General features: G+C 65.7%; 17 protein-coding genes and 3 pseudogenes. 5 read left to right on the top strand and 15 right to left on the bottom strand.

What is annotated here, in order from left to right; genetic code table 11:
* Positions 1-280: 280 nt before the first annotated feature.
* Entirely contained in the window at positions 281-682 is a 402-nt protein-coding gene (locus ACLQ2Q_RS15645) for a tetratricopeptide repeat protein (protein ID WP_425821611.1), read from the bottom strand.
* A gap of 8 nt (positions 683-690) precedes the next feature.
* A pseudogene (locus ACLQ2Q_RS15640) lies at positions 691-1,140 on the bottom strand (IS30 family transposase); the annotation flags it as partial.
* A 237-nt stretch (positions 1,141-1,377) separates the two neighbouring features.
* Between ACLQ2Q_RS15640 and ACLQ2Q_RS15635 the strand changes: the two are divergent.
* The gene (locus ACLQ2Q_RS15635) at positions 1,378-2,577 is read left to right on the top strand and encodes an IS110 family transposase (RefSeq protein ID WP_425821488.1); all 1,200 of its coding nucleotides are present in this window, start codon (positions 1,378-1,380) and stop codon (positions 2,575-2,577) included.
* Positions 2,578-2,591: 14 nt separating this feature from the next.
* Here the strand turns inward: ACLQ2Q_RS15635 and ACLQ2Q_RS15630 are convergent.
* The 4 genes and pseudogenes from ACLQ2Q_RS15630 to ACLQ2Q_RS15615 form a co-directional block, all read right to left on the bottom strand.
* A pseudogene (locus ACLQ2Q_RS15630) lies at positions 2,592-3,311 on the bottom strand (IS30 family transposase); the annotation flags it as partial.
* Between the two features lie 3 nt (positions 3,312-3,314).
* Positions 3,315-3,956: pseudogene (locus ACLQ2Q_RS15625) on the bottom strand (tetratricopeptide repeat protein).
* A gap of 47 nt (positions 3,957-4,003) precedes the next feature.
* Positions 4,004-4,648, bottom strand: a complete 645-nt coding sequence (locus ACLQ2Q_RS15620; RefSeq protein ID WP_425821486.1) for a hypothetical protein — start codon at positions 4,646-4,648, stop codon at positions 4,004-4,006.
* 182 nt (positions 4,649-4,830) lie between these two features.
* A complete protein-coding gene (locus tag ACLQ2Q_RS15615) occupies positions 4,831-5,700 on the bottom strand; it encodes a hypothetical protein (RefSeq protein ID WP_425821484.1) in 870 nt (289 codons plus the stop codon).
* A gap of 369 nt (positions 5,701-6,069) precedes the next feature.
* On the opposite strand from ACLQ2Q_RS15615, the gene ACLQ2Q_RS15610 reads away from it, so the two are divergent.
* Entirely contained in the window at positions 6,070-9,240 is a 3,171-nt protein-coding gene (locus ACLQ2Q_RS15610; protein WP_425821482.1) for an AAA family ATPase, read from the top strand.
* Positions 9,241-9,353: 113 nt separating this feature from the next.
* Here ACLQ2Q_RS15610 and ACLQ2Q_RS15605 read toward each other — a convergent pair whose 3' ends face one another.
* A complete protein-coding gene (locus ACLQ2Q_RS15605; RefSeq protein WP_425821480.1) occupies positions 9,354-9,620 on the bottom strand; it encodes a hypothetical protein in 267 nt (88 codons plus the stop codon).
* 225 nt (positions 9,621-9,845) lie between these two features.
* Here ACLQ2Q_RS15605 and ACLQ2Q_RS15600 point away from each other — a divergent pair, with 225 nt between their 5' ends.
* Both ACLQ2Q_RS15600 and ACLQ2Q_RS15595 read left to right on the top strand, forming a co-directional pair.
* Positions 9,846-10,178, top strand: coding sequence for a hypothetical protein (locus ACLQ2Q_RS15600; RefSeq protein WP_425821478.1), 333 nt, complete (start codon positions 9,846-9,848; stop codon positions 10,176-10,178).
* Positions 10,165-10,746, top strand: coding sequence for a carboxymuconolactone decarboxylase family protein (locus ACLQ2Q_RS15595; protein ID WP_425821476.1), 582 nt, complete (start codon positions 10,165-10,167; stop codon positions 10,744-10,746). Before ACLQ2Q_RS15600 ends, ACLQ2Q_RS15595 begins: the two co-directional genes overlap by 14 nt.
* Before the next feature lie 16 nt (positions 10,747-10,762).
* Here ACLQ2Q_RS15595 and ACLQ2Q_RS15590 read toward each other — a convergent pair whose 3' ends face one another.
* The 6 genes from ACLQ2Q_RS15590 to ACLQ2Q_RS15565 all read right to left on the bottom strand — a co-directional run bounded on the left by ACLQ2Q_RS15590 (position 10,763) and on the right by ACLQ2Q_RS15565 (position 15,035).
* Entirely contained in the window at positions 10,763-11,437 is a 675-nt protein-coding gene (locus ACLQ2Q_RS15590) for a cation diffusion facilitator family transporter (RefSeq protein WP_425821474.1), read from the bottom strand.
* On the bottom strand, positions 11,434-11,772 hold the full coding sequence (locus ACLQ2Q_RS15585; RefSeq protein WP_425821472.1) for an ArsR/SmtB family transcription factor: 339 nt from the start codon (positions 11,770-11,772) through the stop codon (positions 11,434-11,436). The genes ACLQ2Q_RS15590 and ACLQ2Q_RS15585 overlap by 4 nt, the downstream gene beginning before the upstream one ends.
* 99 nt (positions 11,773-11,871) lie before the next feature.
* Positions 11,872-12,012 carry a hypothetical protein gene (locus ACLQ2Q_RS15580; protein WP_425821470.1) on the bottom strand — a complete coding sequence of 47 codons (141 nt, stop codon included), beginning with the start codon at positions 12,010-12,012 and terminating at the stop codon, positions 11,872-11,874.
* 259 nt (positions 12,013-12,271) lie between these two features.
* Positions 12,272-13,414 carry a hypothetical protein gene (locus ACLQ2Q_RS15575; protein WP_425821468.1) on the bottom strand — a complete coding sequence of 381 codons (1,143 nt, stop codon included), beginning with the start codon at positions 13,412-13,414 and terminating at the stop codon, positions 12,272-12,274.
* Positions 13,415-13,584: 170 nt separating this feature from the next.
* Positions 13,585-13,920 (bottom strand): helix-turn-helix domain-containing protein, encoded by a 336-nt coding sequence (locus ACLQ2Q_RS15570; protein ID WP_425821466.1) that lies wholly within the window; start codon positions 13,918-13,920, stop codon positions 13,585-13,587.
* A complete protein-coding gene (locus ACLQ2Q_RS15565) occupies positions 13,917-15,035 on the bottom strand; it encodes a tyrosine-type recombinase/integrase (RefSeq protein WP_425821464.1) in 1,119 nt (372 codons plus the stop codon). The genes ACLQ2Q_RS15570 and ACLQ2Q_RS15565 overlap by 4 nt, the downstream gene beginning before the upstream one ends.
* A gap of 289 nt (positions 15,036-15,324) precedes the next feature.
* On the opposite strand from ACLQ2Q_RS15565, the gene ACLQ2Q_RS15560 reads away from it, so the two are divergent.
* The gene (locus ACLQ2Q_RS15560) at positions 15,325-15,549 is read left to right on the top strand and encodes a hypothetical protein (protein ID WP_425821462.1); all 225 of its coding nucleotides are present in this window, start codon (positions 15,325-15,327) and stop codon (positions 15,547-15,549) included.
* 171 nt (positions 15,550-15,720) lie between these two features.
* On the opposite strand, the gene ACLQ2Q_RS15555 is transcribed toward ACLQ2Q_RS15560, so the two are convergent.
* Complete coding sequence (locus tag ACLQ2Q_RS15555; protein ID WP_425821460.1) at positions 15,721-15,927, bottom strand: YHS domain-containing protein; 207 nt, start codon at positions 15,925-15,927, stop codon at positions 15,721-15,723.
* Between the two features lie 63 nt (positions 15,928-15,990).
* Entirely contained in the window at positions 15,991-16,593 is a 603-nt protein-coding gene (locus tag ACLQ2Q_RS15550) for a DUF305 domain-containing protein (protein WP_425821458.1), read from the bottom strand.
* Positions 16,594-16,615 lie beyond the last annotated feature (22 nt).

Here is a 16,615-nt window from a genome sequence, read left to right as displayed (position 1 = left end):
GTCACATCGACGAGGGGCAGGCGCGGGATTGCAGCGACATTGTGCACGTCGCGGACGCGGAGCCGCACGAGCCGGGTCACCTTTGCACGGATCGATGAGGAGGTCGGCGAGTCCGAAGGCTGGCTCACTCGTTAACGAGAGTTCGCTGGGTTCGCCGCAGGGCGCGTTGCTGGGCATGGGCTGCAGCCCGGGCCGACCTCCTTGCCGCCGCCTTCCGAGGGAGAAGGAGGCGCTCGGATTGTGGGGGACTCAGAACTTCTTGAGGTCGTCACGTGTCGCCTTAGGCGCTGTCAGCGATCTCATCCAGAGTGGGTCCGGCGGCGGAGCCCACGGCCCACTGTTGCGTAGTTGCCAGGACATCGCGAGTCATCAGCGTGTCGGGGTGGTCGGATCCGAGAACTCGCTCGAGATGGGAAACAACTCGCTTAAGCTGGGGGACCGCCCGCGCGAGATCCCCGCTCGAGACGTAGACGCGGACGAGGTTCACGCGGCAGCCCGCTGTACGGGGGTGGTCGGGGCCCATCACGCGCTCGAAGTCGGCGACCGCGCGCTCATAGAGGGGAATCGCTCGCGTTAGGTCGCCTGCGGACTCGTACGCCCAGGCGAGGTTGTTCCTGCACTCGATGGTCTGCGGGTGGTCGGGTCCGAGAATCCGTTCGAGCCCGAGGAGCGACTGGCGGATTCAAGCGGTCATCGCAACAGGACTGATCTGATGATCTCATTCGGGGTTTGGAACTCGAGCCGTTTGCGGGGACGGTCGTTGAGCTCGCGGGCGACAGCGTCGAGTTGACCCTCGGTGAACCCGTCGAGGGGTGTGCCCTTGGGGAAGTACTGGCGCAGCAGCCCGTTGGTGTTCTCGTTGATGCCGCGCTGCCAGGGTGAGTGCGGGTCGCAGAAGAACACCTCGATGCCGGTGTCGATGTGGACCTGTTCCCAGTCGCGCATCTCCGGTCCTTGATCCCACGTCAGTGTGCCGCGCAACTGCAGCGGGAGTCGCTGAATCTTGCGGGTGAGCGCCGGCGCGACCTGATCCGGCTTGTAGCCGTCCGGCAGCGGGACGAGCATCGTGAAGTTCGAGTGCCGTTCCACGAGGGTGCCGATCGCGGACAAGTTCCCCGCGCCGATGATCAGGTCGCCCTCCTTACGTTGTTGCTGAGGCCGGATCCGACGTTTGGCGTAGCGTTCCGGTCACCCTCGGGCAGCGGGTATGGCTCAGTTGTCGCCCTGCCGCTTGGACGGCTCACTGGGAATGGCCGCCCGCTGCCCGCTGATGGCTCGACCGCTGATTGAGAATTGCGACACCGATCGTTGGGTAAGGACGTGCCGGCGTGGTCATCGACAGGGGAAACCAACCACTTGATCGAGAGGACCACCTTCATGCCGACACTCTGGGCCGGAATCGACGCCGGCAAGCGAACACACCACTGCGTCGTGATCGACGGTGACGGATCTGTCCTGCTGTCCACCAAGGTCAGCAACGACGAGACTGAGCTGCTTGACTTGATCGCAACCGTGATCGAGATCGACGGCGGCAAGGTCTGCTGGGCAACGGATCTGACCGATGGTGGTGCCGCCTTGCTCATCGCGCTGCTCGCCGCTCACGGGCAGCAGCTCCTCTATATCCCCGGCCGAATCGTGCATCACGCCGCGGCGACGTATCGGGGAGACGGGAAGACCGACGCCAAGGACGCTCGGATCATCGCCGATCAGGCGCGCATGCGAACCGATCTGCAGCGTGTCCGCATCACCACCGAGATCGCCGTCGATCTGCGCTTGCTGACCTCCCACCGGCTCGACGTGATCCATGATCGAGTGCGCACGATCAACCGACTGCGCGCGACGATGCTCGAGTACTTCCCAGCGTTGGAGCGGGTGTTCGACTACTCGAAGAACAAGGCCGCGCTCGTGCTGCTGTCCCACTACGCGACCCCGGACAGTCTCCGCCGGATCGGCGTCGCCCGGCTTGCCGCGTGGTTGAAGGCTCGAGGCTGCCGCAATAGCGCTGGCGTCGCGAAAGCCGCCGTCGATGCCGCTCACGCGCAGACCACCACCCTGCCGGCCCAGGCCGTCGGCTCAGCGCTAGTGACCAAGCTCGCAGCGACGATCGCGGCGATCGATGAGGATCTCGCTGGCATCGATGCCGAGATCACCGAGCGGTTCGCCCAGCATCACAGCGCCACGAGCCTGCTCAGCATGCCCGGCTTCGGATCCGTCCTCGCTGCCACGTTCCTCGCGCAGATCGGCGGGAGTCTGGACGCGTTCGAGAACGTCGACCGGCTTGCCTGCGTTGCTGGTCTGGCGCCCGTCCCGAGAGATTCCGGACGCATCAGCGGAAACCTCCACCGACCCCGCCGGTTCAACCGTCGGCTGCTGCGGACCTGCTATCTCGCCGCTCTGTCGAGCTTGAAGAACAGCCCTGCCTCCAGAGCCTTCTACGACCGGAAGCGAGCTGAGGGCAAGTCACACAAGCAAGCGCTCATTGCCCTTGCCCGGCGACGCATGAACGTCATCTGGGCCATGCTGCGCGACAATACCCACTACGTCGAACCCGCGTTCAACGCCCCGATCGCGGCTTGACTTCTTCATTGAGATTCCCAATGCCCCGGCACGGCACGGTCCTCGACCTCGGCGGGCCGCTGGACGATGTTGACCATGTTCGGGATCCGGTTCTTGCGCTGCCCCACCTTCCGGCTGGGATGCCGCAGTGCCCGCCCGGTCCGCAGATACCGGGTCAGCTCCTGTTTCAACGCGCCACGGGACTGCACGTAGAGCGATTGGTAGATCGTCTCCGCGCTCACGTGCATCTCCGGATCGTCGGGGAACTCTCGACGCAACCGACCGGCGATCTGCTCCGGCGATCGCCATTTGGCCAAGTCCGCTTCCACCCTCGCACGCAGACGTTCGTTCACCGTCAGCTTCGCCGACTTCGGGCGCGAAGCCCGATGGTGCGCCACCACCTGGGCGGTCGAGGCACGGTAACGGCCCTTGATGCTATTCCGGGCGAGTTCTCGGGACACCGTTGACGGCGACCTGCCGATGCGTTTGGCGATCGTGCGGATCGACTGGCCCGCGGCGATGCCGAGCGCGATCTCCTCCCGCTCCAGGAAGGTCAGATACCGGCCCTGAAGATCTCGGCCCCGCCGCGGCCTGACACCGCCAGCGGCCACGAGCATCCGCTTCGCCGTCGTGCGGTTCACACCGATCCGCTCGCCCACCTCACTCGCGAACTGCCCCGCCTGAAAGCACACCCACGCCTGCTGAACTAGATCCAACCGGAACCGCAACGCCAAATCCGCCACAACACTCTCCACTCGCTAAGTGTTGCGACCACCGCAAGAACCCAAGGACTGCTCAAAGAGCAGAGTCGCTCGTTCCACATCTCCGGCGGTCTGATAGGCGCCGGCGAGGTTATTCACGCCGCTCAAGGTGTCGGGGTGGTCCGGGCCGAGGACACGCTCGGAGTTGGCCAGGATCTCTTAGTACAGTTGGGTCGCTCGGGCAACATCATTCGACGACTGGTATGCGCCCGCAAGGTTATTGCGGCTGGTGAGGGTGTCGGGGTGGTCGGTTCCGAGGACGCGCTCGGAGTCGTTGAGCGTCAGCTCGAGCATCGGGGTCGCGCGAGCATAGTCGCCCACTGATTGGTATGCCCGGGCAAAGTTGCTCCGGCACCTCAGAGTCTCTGGGTGGTCGGTTCCGAGGACGCGCTCGAGCTCATGGAGCGTCTGCTCGAGGAGCGGGGTCGCCTTTGCCAGATTTCCCGAAGCACGATATGCGCTGGCCAGGTTGTTGCGCGTCCTAAGAGTTGCGGGGTCTTCTGGTCCGAGTATCCGCTCGCTACCGGTGAGAGTCTGTTCAAGAAGCGAGATCGCTTGGGCGAGATCCCCCGACGACAGGTATGCGCTGGCGAGGTTGTTACGACTCGTGAGGGTTGCCGGGTCTTCGGACCCGACCACCCGCTGGCGGTCGGTGAGGATCCGTTCAAAGAGAGGGATCGCTGTGCCTAGATCTCTACCGCCAGGTAAGCGACCGCCAGGTTGTTGCGTTTGATTAGGGTGTCGGGGTGGTCGGGTCCGAGAACTCGGTTGGAGATGTCTACGTATCGTCCCAACGCCATTAATGTGTAGGGATCTCCGAGCTCGTTCGCGCTGATCCCCACTCTCCCGACGGTTTGAAGGGCGGCCCCCGAACCCGAGAGGGGTGCGGAGTGCGGTTGTTCCGCAATGGCGGTGAGTTGAGCGGCGGCAGCGGCGACAGCTGCTCGTCGGTTCGAGTAGGGCAGGTCGAGCCCTGTTGTTGCAAGCAGGTACTGGATTGATTGCGGTCTAGTAAAGCCGCTGACCCGTAGGACCCCGCCAACCGTGGATTTCGAGGTGGGGCTGATGAGGATGACCCGCACGTTTCCGCGGGGGAGCAGCCCGGTGAGGTCGTCGAAGCGTTCCACGTTGTCGAATACGATCAGCCGGTTCCCGCCGATGCTGCTGTTCAACCAGGTCATTAGTGCGGTGACGGCCTGCTCCGGCGGGGCGTCGGGGCTAATGATGTCGCAGGCGGTGGCGAGGGCGGCGAGGCGTAGCTGCCCGTACGACAACTCCCGATCAGCGTGCGCGATGCTTCCCATCGACGCGACAGTGATGACCATCGCCATGTGGTCGACGCTCATCGGGGTGGTGATCGTCGGGTTCGGCGTCTTCGCGAAGCGAGTGAATGCCGTCCGATAGCCGGTCCTTCAGCGAAACATGTTGGGAGTGCTCGCGCTCGACCGAGCCAGTGTCGGTGGGATCAGAGCGATCCGCCCGCTAGCCGAAGGTCCCCTCCTTAGGGGAGGTGCTACTCGCGGGCGCTACTTGATACGAGACGCCCCGCGTAGTCGTGCGTTGCTAAGTACTCGTATCGCTCGTCAAGCTGCCCGACGAGATCAACGCACGTCCTGATTGAAACTGCCAGCATTTGAATGCTAGGCGTGATCTCGAAGGACGCAACACCGTCGGTGAACTCGTTCATCTGGCGAACGTCGCTCAGCGCCCGCATCACTTGCTCACTTCCATGGAGGAATGCGCTGCTCGCCTTCCAAACGACTAGTGGCGACGAAACCTCGTAGCCAGAGCGAGTAAGGTCGCGACTCTTGGGCGAGACGGCAGTGAGAATCGCCGTGTAACTCGGTGGTGGGCCGAGGTCCAATTGTCGGAGCGGGCCGACTGTGTCTTTCAACTGGTTGAGACGCTCGATGGTCTTCTCGGTCCCGTTCCGTACGGGAGCAGCGCCACCCTTCCCCTTGATCAGCTCTGCGAACCTGAGTGCCTCCTGCGCATTCCGGTAGGCGAGCTGAAGGGCGCGGAGCACTCGATCTGATTTCTTCGAGGACTTGATCAACCACATCGACGTCGCAGCGGCCTCGACTGCGGTTCGGATGAGCGAATAGAGGGAGAACGGATATGCGAGCAGTTGCTCGTTGTCGTTGTCGATCATCATCTCGAACACTCGATCTAGGTTCTCGGTGGCTCGAGCGCGATGCGTCATGACCAGCGTGTCCACGGGCTCCCTCGCGGTGTGAGCACGTTCCAGGTCCAGCATCGACCCGGCAACCGGGGGCGGGAGTTGATCAGTGAGTCGTCGGTACCGGACTCGCGCAGCCTGGATGGCGCGAACGCCGAGCTCCATTTGCTCGTCCGTCTCCTGCCTGTCGTGTTTGCCGATCACTCCTGGATCATATGGTTCGTGTTCAAGGCTCGGCCCGCGCGAGTCCGCAAGCGGGTCCCTCGCCGACCCTATGGGCATGCGCCGTGGGCCGGTCGACAAGCGTTCTGCGCCTGGCGGCGTCTGACCTCGCCGGCTCACGTCCCTCCGTCCATGAACTCGAGTCGCAGTACACCCGGGCGCAGACAGGCCCGATGACCGCGCCCCATACGCGCGCACGAACGATTCCTCCAAACCAGACCTTCGCGAACACCGCGCCGGGACACCGCGACGCCGCTCGAAGACGGAGACGGCGAAAAGAAACGGCAATGCACGCAGGCACTTTATGTGGAAGTCGTAGCGAGTTCAGCAACTTCGGCGTACTCTTGTGGAGTGCGCGGCGGCCTCGAACGGTGGAAGCGGGGTGTCGGATCCCAGGGAGTCCGACAAGCGCTCGCCTACGCGTTCCAGGGGTCGTGCGACTCCCACGTCCGCACCGCGTCAGGCGTCGACGCGCTCGCCAGATACAGCGGCACCGACGCCTTCGCGATCACGCGGTTCACAACAGAAGCCGGCGTCATCACCCCGGATGAGCTTGATGAAGTCCAGCTACGGCGCTGGGTTGAAGGTCACGATCCGCACACGGGCGAGCTGCGTGGCCGCGACTTGGGCTCCCCCAATGCGGACCTGATCCTGGACGGCACGATCAACGCACCGAAGTCGTACAGCATCGCCGCGTTGATCAACCCGGACCTAGCACGCGAATATGAGTCGCTTCAGGATCGGCTTCGTCACCGAATCCTGACGACGTGGCAGCGCGAGCTGAACGCGCGACGTGGAGCGGGTGGACGCATCCGAGAATCACTGGACCGGGTCGAGGTGGTCGAGCTTCGGCACGCTCGCTCGCGGGCACTAGATCCGCACATCCACCGGCACCTGTGGTTGAACGTCAAAGTGCTGGGCACGGACGGCAAGTGGTCGAACGTCGACTCCCGGGTCGCGATGAAGCTGCACACCGTGATCAACGCGGAGGGGGAACTTGCCGCTCGTACCGACCCGGCGTGGATCGCGGCGCTCGCGCGCCACGGTTACACGCTGGATAGGGACGGTGAGATCGCTCAGTTTGCGCACACGGTGCGGCCGCTCTCGCGTCGATCGAACCAGATTGAGCGGAACCGAGCGGTGTTGCTCGCTCGTTGGCGGCAGGAGCACGAGGGTCTCGAGCCGTCGCCCGAGGTGCTCCAGCAGATCGACCGGAGGGCGTGGGCGACCGGCCGCCCGAACAAGCCGGGGGAAGTCAACGAGGCTGCGTGGGGGGAGTTGATCCGCGATGAGCTCATGAGCATCGATCCGCAGGTGTTCGAGCGCCGTCACCCGGTGCGTCCGTCCGAAGTCACCCTCGATCGCCTCGATCTAGAACTCCTGGCCGCGCGCGCAATCGTCGAAGCCGATGCGCGTTCGGCGCCCTGCGGTGGACGCTTCAGCCGGTTCGATCTGCGCGCCGGCGCGACCCGCGCCCTCGCGGCATCCGGGGTCGTGAAAGAGCGGAACGAGCTGCAGGCGACCCTCGACGAGGTGGTCGCTCGGGCACTCGCTAACACAGTGGATCTTCTCTCGGATGGGACCGATCGGCCGGATCACGTCAAGGGCTTCATGTCGTCAGCGACGGCGGCGATGAAGGTGCACCTCTCGGCCCAGTTCGACGCCCTCACTCGCGCGGGCGCGGCGGTTGGGGATAACGTGATCCGGTCGATCGCCTGCGAGGTGCTTCCATCCGCGATCAGCCTGGACGAGCGGCAAGTCGACGCGGCATCCGCCATCGCGGGCACCGACCGGCTCGTATCGGTGACCGGCCCTGCTGGGGCGGGAAAGACCACGATGCTGCGGGTGGCGAAGAGTGCGCTCGCGTGTCGCGGACAGCGGATGATCGTAGTCGCTCCAACGAAGAAGGCCGCCTCCGTGGCCGGGCGGGAAATCGGAACGACGGCATCAAGCGTGCACGCACTGCTCGCTGACTACGGCTGGCGCTGGCGTCTAGACGAAGGGGGCGCCGAGGTGTGGGAGCGCCTCGCGCCCGGCGATGTCGACCCCAACACGGCACTCGTGTTCGATGGCCCGCGACGATACACCCTGAGAAGCGGAGACCGCATCGTGGTCGACGAGGCCGGCATGGTGGACCTGCACGCCGCCGACGCACTGGCGGCCGTGGCGGGCGAGACGGGGGCGGGCATCGCGATGGTCGGTGACCATCTTCAGGCGATGCCGGTCGGACACTCCGGGGCGATGGCGTGCATGACGCGCCGCAGCACCGCGGTGGTCGAGCTGAGCGCGGTTCATCGCTTCCACGATGCCGACTACGCGGCGCTGACATTGCGTATGCGGGAACCGGCATCGAAGGATGCCGCGCTGCTGGTCGCGACCGAGCTCGACTCGCGCGGCCTCATCCACCGAGTGGCCGACCAGGTACAAGCCCGTGAGGTCATGGTGGATGCCTACTTCCAGTGGGCCACCAATCATCGCCGGGTCGCGCTGGTGACCAGCACCAACGAAGAAGCGGATGCGCTCAATGAGGACATCCAGCAGCGCCGCGTCGAGCGCGGCCAACTATCGTTGGCCCGCATCGCAATAGGTCAAGGCGAGCAGCAACTGCTCGAGGGCGACATCGTGCAGACTCGCCGCAACGACCGCCACGCGGGCGTGGAGAACCGCGGCACCTGGATCCTGCGACGGATCACGACAACCGGTCTGGAGCTGGCGAGCATCACCGACAACGGCGATATCCGCACCGTGAGCCATGAATACGCAGCAAGTCACGTACATCTCGCCTACGCCTCCACCGTTCACGGGATCCAAGGCGAGACCACGGACGCCTCCGTGGTGGGTCACGGTGTCGACGCGTCCGGTCTCTACGTCGGAATGACCCGCGGTCGTGCACACAACGAAGCCATCGCAATCGCTCGAACGGATGCCGCGGCACGCACAGCCATTGCCGACAGCATGCTCCGCGGGATCCCCGAGGTGAGCATCGAGGACTCCATCGAGGGAGCACGCACGGAACTCAATCGGGCAGCTCACATGCCCCAGCCGGTGCCCACGTCGCCGCCCGCAATGTGGAACGACAGGACAGGCCGCCCGTTCGGGCACGTCAATGGGGTCGAGCGAATGATCGCTGCGAGCCGGCACCGGGAACGGGAGCTTCGCGAGCGGCTCGAACGTATGACTGACTGGATGCATGCGGCCAAGCGAACCTTGCTCGAGCTCGACGCGGACGCGGGCGGTCAACTCGCTGCCCTGCACGGCCGACCGTCCGCACCCCACGGCGACGGGGAGGGGTCTGGTGGCAAGTTGCGTGAGCGATACGCCATGCGCGCGGGCGAACACGCAGAACTGGCGCGCGCGTTTGGCGACCAGGCGAGGTTGGCGGATGAACTGGAAGCGGAAGGTATCGTGCGAGCATCCCTGCATGGCGCCAGCCGTACCGCGGAGGATCTAGCCCGCCGAAGCCTCGGCGACGCGGCGCCTGGCGCGGTGGCCGCTCCGACGCTGGACGGCTTGCGTCGGTAAGCAGCCCTCGACGCAAGCGGAGGTATAGCGCTGATGCGCCGGCGGTCCGCAGAGGAATCAGGTCAGCTTGCGCGCCGAGGAAGCGTCGGCAGCTGACGACCCGAACCGGGCACCTAGTCCGAGGGAGCCGGGTGCTTAGTGCGAACGGCCGATGCCCACACCCACGTCTTGAGCTGCTTGCCGGCGACGGTGAACCGGATGCCGACCGCGTTCGAGGTCCATACGCACGCTTCCGCGTCCACGAGCACCGGTGTCTCACCGAAGCGCACCCATGCCTTCACCGGTTTCGGCTGTGGGTCCCGAGTGAACGGCTCCCGGCCAAGCTCCAGCTCCGCATCCGAAAGAGTCTGCAGCGGACCGGAGTTAGCGACCCGCTCCACGACGCGTTGATCCATCTGCCGGTCGACCCGGACTGGTGTGTGGCCGTATTCATGTCGGCGGAGTGGGTGGCAGGTAGCTCTCGGGTTGGGCCGTCCGAGTGGAGCGCGCGGACTGCGATATTCAAGTGCGCTCAGCCAACAGGCAGCGATTGGTTGCGGCTCGTGTCGAGCTGAGGCAGTTCGGAGTGCCTTCGATCCGCCTGGGTTCGGGAGTAACTTCGAGACATGTCGGCTGAGGAGTCGCACGTTCAGCTCGCCAATGAGTTGCGTGCGCGGGTGATGGATTCAGGGGTTTTGAGTCGGGACGTGCGTGAGCGCGCGGTCGATCTCGGGGCAGGGTTGGGGGAGCCTGCGGCCGGATCCGTCGAGGCTCTGGCCGCCCAGATCGGGGAGGCGTCGTTTCGGGTCACGGATGATCAGGTTGCTGCCGCTTACGACGCGGTTGGTTCCGAGAAGGAGACGTTCGAAGTGGTGATGGCGGCGAGCGTGGGGGCGGGTCTGCGGCGCTGGGACGTGGCGATGCACGCGATCGAGGAGGCGAGCGTTGCGGCTTCCTGAGGTCGAACGCGGCGACACGGTGGGCCACCGGTTGCTGATCAGGATGATCTCCCTGTTCGCCGGGTATCGGCTGCCGGATGCGGCTCGGGTCGCGTTCTACGACCAGAAGTTCGTGGGCCGTGCGTTGGGCGCGTGGACGCAGCGGGCCATGCGCGGACCGAGCGGCTGGTCGGTGTCGGAACGGGAATTGATGGCGGCGATGGTCGCCAGTTGGAACACCTGCCCGTTCTGTGTGGGCGCGCATCGCGCGATTGCGGTGAAGGGCATGGACGACGCGGTCGTGACCGCTGTCCTTGCCGACTACCGGACTGCGCCGATTTCTGGACGGTTGCGCGCCGCGCTGGTTTTCTTGGAGACGATGACGGCGCACCCGGACGACCTGTCGGCGTTGGACGCACGCGCGGCGCTGGGTGCGGGGCTGACCCGGCAAGACCTGGAGGACGCGGCGGCCGTTGCGGCGCTCTTCAACATCATCGCGAGAAACGCCAATGCGTTGGATTTCGAGATCCCGTCCAGCCAGGACTTCGCCAAGGCCGCGGGGATGCTGCTGAAGCGGGGCTACGCGTAGGGGTATCGCCTAACGGTCAATGGTGGTCGTGCTCTTTGTGGTCGTCGTGTTCGTCTTCGAGGAGCATGCCGACGGAGGTGGCGCATGCGTCCCCGCGCCAGGCCTCGAGGCCTTCGCGGACGGCGAAGCCAGCAATAACGAGGCCTGCGATCGCGTCTGCCCACCACCATCCGAACAGGGTGTTCAGGATGAGCCCGATGAGGACCGCGGCGGAGAGGTAGGTGCAGATCAGAGTCTGCTTGGAGTCCGCGACTGCGGTCGCCGAACCGAGCTCACGTCCCGTGCGGCGCTCGGCGAACGAGAGGAACGGCATGATGATCACGCTCAGCGCGGTGATGGCGATTCCGAGCGGGCTGTGCTCGACTTCGGCCCGGCCGAGCAGCGCGATCAACGAGGTGACGGTGACGTAGGCGGCCAGAGCGAAGAACGCGACCGCAATGACGCGGAGTGTGCCCTTCTCCCAGCGTTCCGGATCCTTGCGGGTGAATTGCCAGGCGACGGCGGCGGCGGAGAGGACCTCGATGGTGGAGTCCAGCCCGAAGGCGATCAGGGCCGCGGAGGACGCGATCGTGCCGGCGATTATCGCGACGACGGCTTCGATCAGGTTGTAGCTGATCGTGACAGCGACGATCCAGCGGATCCGGCGCTGCAGGACGTGCTTGCGCTCGTCAGGGACAGTGGTGGCGGTCATGCGCAGGTGCAGGTGTCGCCGGCGCAGCAACCGGGCTCGACGTAGAGGACGACTTGGAGCAGTTCGTTCAGGGCGGGGGCGAGGTGTGGGTCGGCGAGGCGATACGACGAGCGGCGCCCGTCCGGGATCGCTTCGACCAGCCCGCAGCCACGCAGACAGGCCAGCTGATTCGACATCACCTGACGCGAGACACCGAGCGCATCGGCGAGATCGGAGGGGTACGCGGGTGCCTCGCGCAGTGCGAGGAGGACACCCACCCGTGTCGAGTCGGAGAGCGCATGGCCCAGGCGTGCCAGGGCGGCGGTGTGCGTGACCGATGCGGTCGCAGTGGGCATGCACTCGAGAATACAGCGAACTGTGTATTAACCAACCGCCGAATCTGGGACGGCATCGTCGGCTTCGACCCGGGACACTGCTGCGAGGTGTTCACGCCGTCACTGTTCCGATAGCCGGGTGGCGGGTGTGGGCAGCGCGGTGACGGCGTTCGCCCAGACCCAGCACCGCATCTGCTGCTCGTCGACGGTGAATTCGATTCCGCAGGCGAGCTCGTTCCAGACGACCACGACCGCGTTCACCTGGAAAGCGTGTGGGCCGAATCGGACCCAAGCTTTGCAGGGTTTCGGTTGCGGGTCGCGGGTGACCGGAAGGGTGTCCTTGGCGGAGCTCCTGATCGGTGAGGCTCTGCAGCGGGTTCTCGAAGGCAATCCGCTGCAGAATGCGGTTGTCCATCAGCCGGTCGAAGTGCTCAGCGTGGCGTCTGTTCGTTCCGATGACCGGCATCCCCTTTCCCGGCCGACGATGAGCATAGGAGTAGCCGCCGACGTCGCTGGATGGTCACCGATGTGCCGGGTCGGTGCCGGCGAGTTGCTGCCATTTGGCTGCGGTAGAGTTCCGCACGCCGAGGAGTCGGGCGACCACGGCGGGTGGCATTTGGGTGATCAGGGTCGCTGCGGAGGATTGGTGCGCGCCGACCGGGGAGACGCCGAGCTGCTTCAGCTGTGTGCTCAGGCTGGAGGGCAGCATGTGTCCGCCGTGGCGGTCTCCCGGAAAGATCCAGATGTCGTCCCGGCCGGCACCGCCGGCGCGGCGTTTGGGCATCCCGCCGGCGAGGATTGCGTTCACCCATGGTGCGGCAGCGGCCGGCAGGTCGACGTCGATGCTCCCCAACCGGATCCGCGGGATGACTTCCTCCAGTCGGAGCGCGTCGCGGTGTAGCCCGGCGATCCGGTGCACCCGCACGGCGTAGACGGTAGTGAGGAGGACCGCCAACCGCAGCCGCGCCGGGATCTCCTCGGCGTCGATGAGGACGCGGTGCAACGCCTGTTCGTTCCCTGAGCCGAGGTCGCCGCCTAGCCGGAACCCGGAGCCTCGGTGTGGGGGCGGCGCGAGCTGAAGGGTGATGCCGGTGCGTGCGCTCCAGGTCAGGAACCGGCGGGCCCGGAACGCGATTTGATGGCCGCGGGCCCACGCATCCAGTGCGGCCTGGTCCGCGGTTGCGACGGTCGCTCCGGCGGTGTTGAACGCTCCGATCAGGTCGACGATGACGCGCAGCTCGGTGCGGTCGTTCGCGGCCTGGGAGATCGTCAGAGGCGCGTCGCTGCGGCGGTGTTGCTGTCGCCAGCGGAGGAAGCGGCGCAGGGCGAGTTGATCCTCTCGATGCGGCAGCGCGGCGACCGCGTCCGCGGCCAGCCGTTCCACGGCGAACGCGTATTCGTCTCGCGGGGGAAGCACGCCCACGGCCACTAGGAGGGACCGGACTTGGGAGACCGACCGGGGCGTTCCCAGACCGTCGAGGTCCGCATGGGTGACCGGGCGCGGCAAAGCGGCGATCTGTACGAAGAGTCGCCAGACGTTCGACTTCTTCTTGATGGTCAGCAGGTAGGCGGGATCCGCCGTATCGAGATGGTCGCGCAGCCGGGCCAGCAGCGGTTGCCTCCGCAGCGTTGCCCCATCGAACACCTCGCTGACCGCGTCCATAGCGCGGCAGGACGTGCAGAGCCGGTCCCGGTTGAGACGATCGTCCTGCCCGCACCGGGAACAGGAAGCGCGGAACTCGGGGGGGTTGCGCCAGCACCAATCGCAGTACCGGCCGGTGGGCAGCACCGCGACCGCCTTGCCGTCGTGCCCGCACGTCGGGGGCGCGGCCATCAGTCAGTGATGCGCGCCGGCCGCGGCCGCCAGCCCTGCTCTCGGATGGTCGTCGATGCCGACTCGCCCCCGACCGCGGTCTCGGCGGTGCGGGCGCGGCCGAGGTTGACCTTCACGATCAGGTCGTCGGCTGTGCAGCCCAGAATGTCCATCAACGCCGCGAGAACGACCAGGTTCAGCCGCTCGGGGGTGTCTGTGACGAGCCGGTAGACCTGGCTGGATGACAAGTTCACGCCCCGCTCGGCCAGCAGTGGGATGAGCTTGGTCGTGCTGAACATGCCGGCGGCGGCCATCTGCTCCCGCAGCCGCCATTCGTACCCGATCAGCTTCGTCATCGCCGCTCCTTTTCATGTTGGGTCAGGGTGGGGATGCGGTTCAACGCGTCTTTCAGCATCCGGTTCGCGAACTCTTCCGAGATGTGCGTGTAGATGCCGGTCGTGGACAGGTAGGCGTGCCCGAGCTGGCGTTGCACGAACACCGAGTCATGACCGTCCTCGATCAGGTGGGTCGCGTAACTGTGCCGAAGGCAGTGCGGCGTCAGCCGCCGGTCCAGGCCGAGCTCGTCCCGCAGTTGCGCGAACCTGTCATTCAGCGACCGTTTGCCCAGCCGCGTCCCCCGCTCCGACCACCACAACGCCCCCTCCGGAGCGCCCTGCATCAACGGGAGCACGTTCTGGACATAGTCCCCGACTGCCTCCACGGCCCACGGCATCACCGTCGCGACCGTCCGCGGCTTCGGCGGTGACCCGCGCGACGCATTTCCGTATCGCACCCGGAGGAACCCGAACGTCCCGAATTCGGGCAGCTTCGCATTCCGGTAGAAGTCAGCGGTGTCCAGCATCAACGCCTCCCGCGCCCGTAAACCCCACGCGTAGACCACCTTGAACAGGGTTGCGTCGCGATACGCGGACGCCGCTCCCTTCCGGCCCCCGCCAAGCCGCGTTCCGACCTCTGCATCGGCCCTGTCGAACAAGCGCTGCAGTTCCTGTCGGGTCAACGGTCGCCGTCGCGGATCGGTTTCGGTCTCCTGGACGTGGGCCCGGGTGTTCCAGTCGTGACACACCTGTATCGGGTGTGAACGGAACCGTCGCTCGCATTCCACCGCCCATCCGTAGTGCGGGGAGCAGAGGAACTCGCAGAACTGGCGGATGGCGACCTGATAGTTGCGGATCGAAGAGGGCGCGAGGTGCCGGACTGTGACCAGATCGGTCATCCACTCGTCGAACCCGGCAGCTGACCACTCCCACGGGTACGCGTTCACGTGTCCCTGGAACCGGCGGACTGCCTGCACACGCTGACGCACGGTGTACTCGCGGAGATTGCGGCCGCCGAGCTGCTGCGCTGACCACCCGTCCAGCATCGCCTCGAACACCGCCGCGTCCTCCCGCAACAACGCGACACCCGACACCAGATGAAGCTCCACCGAACCGAACTGCACCGTCTGCACCACCCGAGGGCCTCCCGTTCAACGCACGCTTCCTGCATCAAACGGGAACGACCTAGCCGGACACCAATCAGCGGCTGACGTCCAAGAGACACTCTGGTGACCACTTCGTCGCGTTGCACCGACTGGGAGCCTGCATCGGATGCAACTCCGCACGCTCGTGCGCGTATCGTCTGCTCGTCCCCACGGCCGCGCGCTCCCCTTCTCCTGCCATTCGAGACTAACGCTCTTAGAATATTTGTTCTATTCTTGCCCGTATGGTTGACCCGCAGACAATCGAGCATGACATCACGCTATGATGGTCAACGACACCCCCGCGCGAATGTTCTACGCCGGCCGCCGCTGGAAGGTCACCGACATCCCCACCCGGCTCCGCGAATCAGTCTGGGCAGCGCCTCTAAGCCACCGGCATGGCCTCTACGGGTGGCGCTTCCAGGCCACCGACCCTGCAGGGGAGTCATACGTCTTCGATGTCTTCCGCTCCGAGGACTCCTGGCACCTGCACCGCGCCTACGCATGACCCCCGAGCACGCACCTCCGTGGCGTGCGTCATAGTTAGTCAAGGGGCGCCGGAGGAGCCGAGCCGCGACCTCGGTCGTGGGGCAAAGGGCGAGTCGTGACTCGCCCGCCAGTCCCGGCCCATCTTCATTGTCGCCCCAGCGGGGAATAAGCACCGGCTGCAACCACGCGGTCAGTGTGTGTCGTGTGGGTGGCCGTATCGGTGAGGATCGGCGTCGAAGATGTCCGCGCACCCAGTTGAGCAGAAGTAGAACGTTGCTCCGTCGTGCTCGCGGGTGGCGGCGGCCGTTTTCGGATCGATTCTCATGCCGCAGACGGGATCCGTCACACGTTCGGGGCCGTCGTGCCCGTCCGTTTTGTGAGCGTGGAGTTGGCGCATGACATGATCCGCGGGCCGGCCGAGAGTGGGTGGGAACGAGTGACGTCCCCACCCATCCGTCGGTCAGAGGGTCGCGAGGATCTCCTCCATCGTGGTGATCTCGGCCGTCTGCGTAGCGATGATCGTTTCGGCGAGCTCGACGGCATCCGGGTTCTGCCCGTTGTCCACCTCGTCCTGCGCCATATCGATGGCTCCTTGGTGGTGCTGGATCATCTGCTCGAGGAACAGCCGGGACGCGTCGGTGCCGGTGGACTCCTCGAGGGCCTGCATGTCGTCTTCGGTCATCATGCCGTCGCCGTGGTCCATGCCGTCCATTTCCGCCGCGCTGGCGTTCCAGTCCTCGAGCCAGCCCTGCAGCTGCTCGATTTCCGGCTGTTGGGCAGCTTTGATCTGCTCGGCGAGCTCGATGACGCGCGGGTCGACGCCGTCCTTCGCAAGGATCGTGTCGGACATCTCAACGGCCTGAGTGTGGTGCGGGATCATCATGCTGGCGAAGGTGATGTCCGCCTCGTTGGCTTCCGCCGTCGGGGCGGAGGAGGAGGTGCTGTCGCCGTGGTTCATTCCGGGCATGTCGCCGCCGGAGGAGCCAGCGGTTCCTGCGCACCCAACGAGGGTGAGCAGGGCGGTGAGAGTGAGTGCGGCGGTTGCCGCGGGACGAATGTTCATGAGGGTTCTCCAAAGGGTCTGT

Source organism: Microbacterium sp. DT81.1 (assembly GCF_049844955.1).
Lineage (GTDB): Bacteria > Actinomycetota > Actinomycetes > Actinomycetales > Microbacteriaceae > Microbacterium.
Note: the sequence above shows the minus strand (reverse complement) of the source record. Positions and strands in the feature narration are given on the sequence as shown.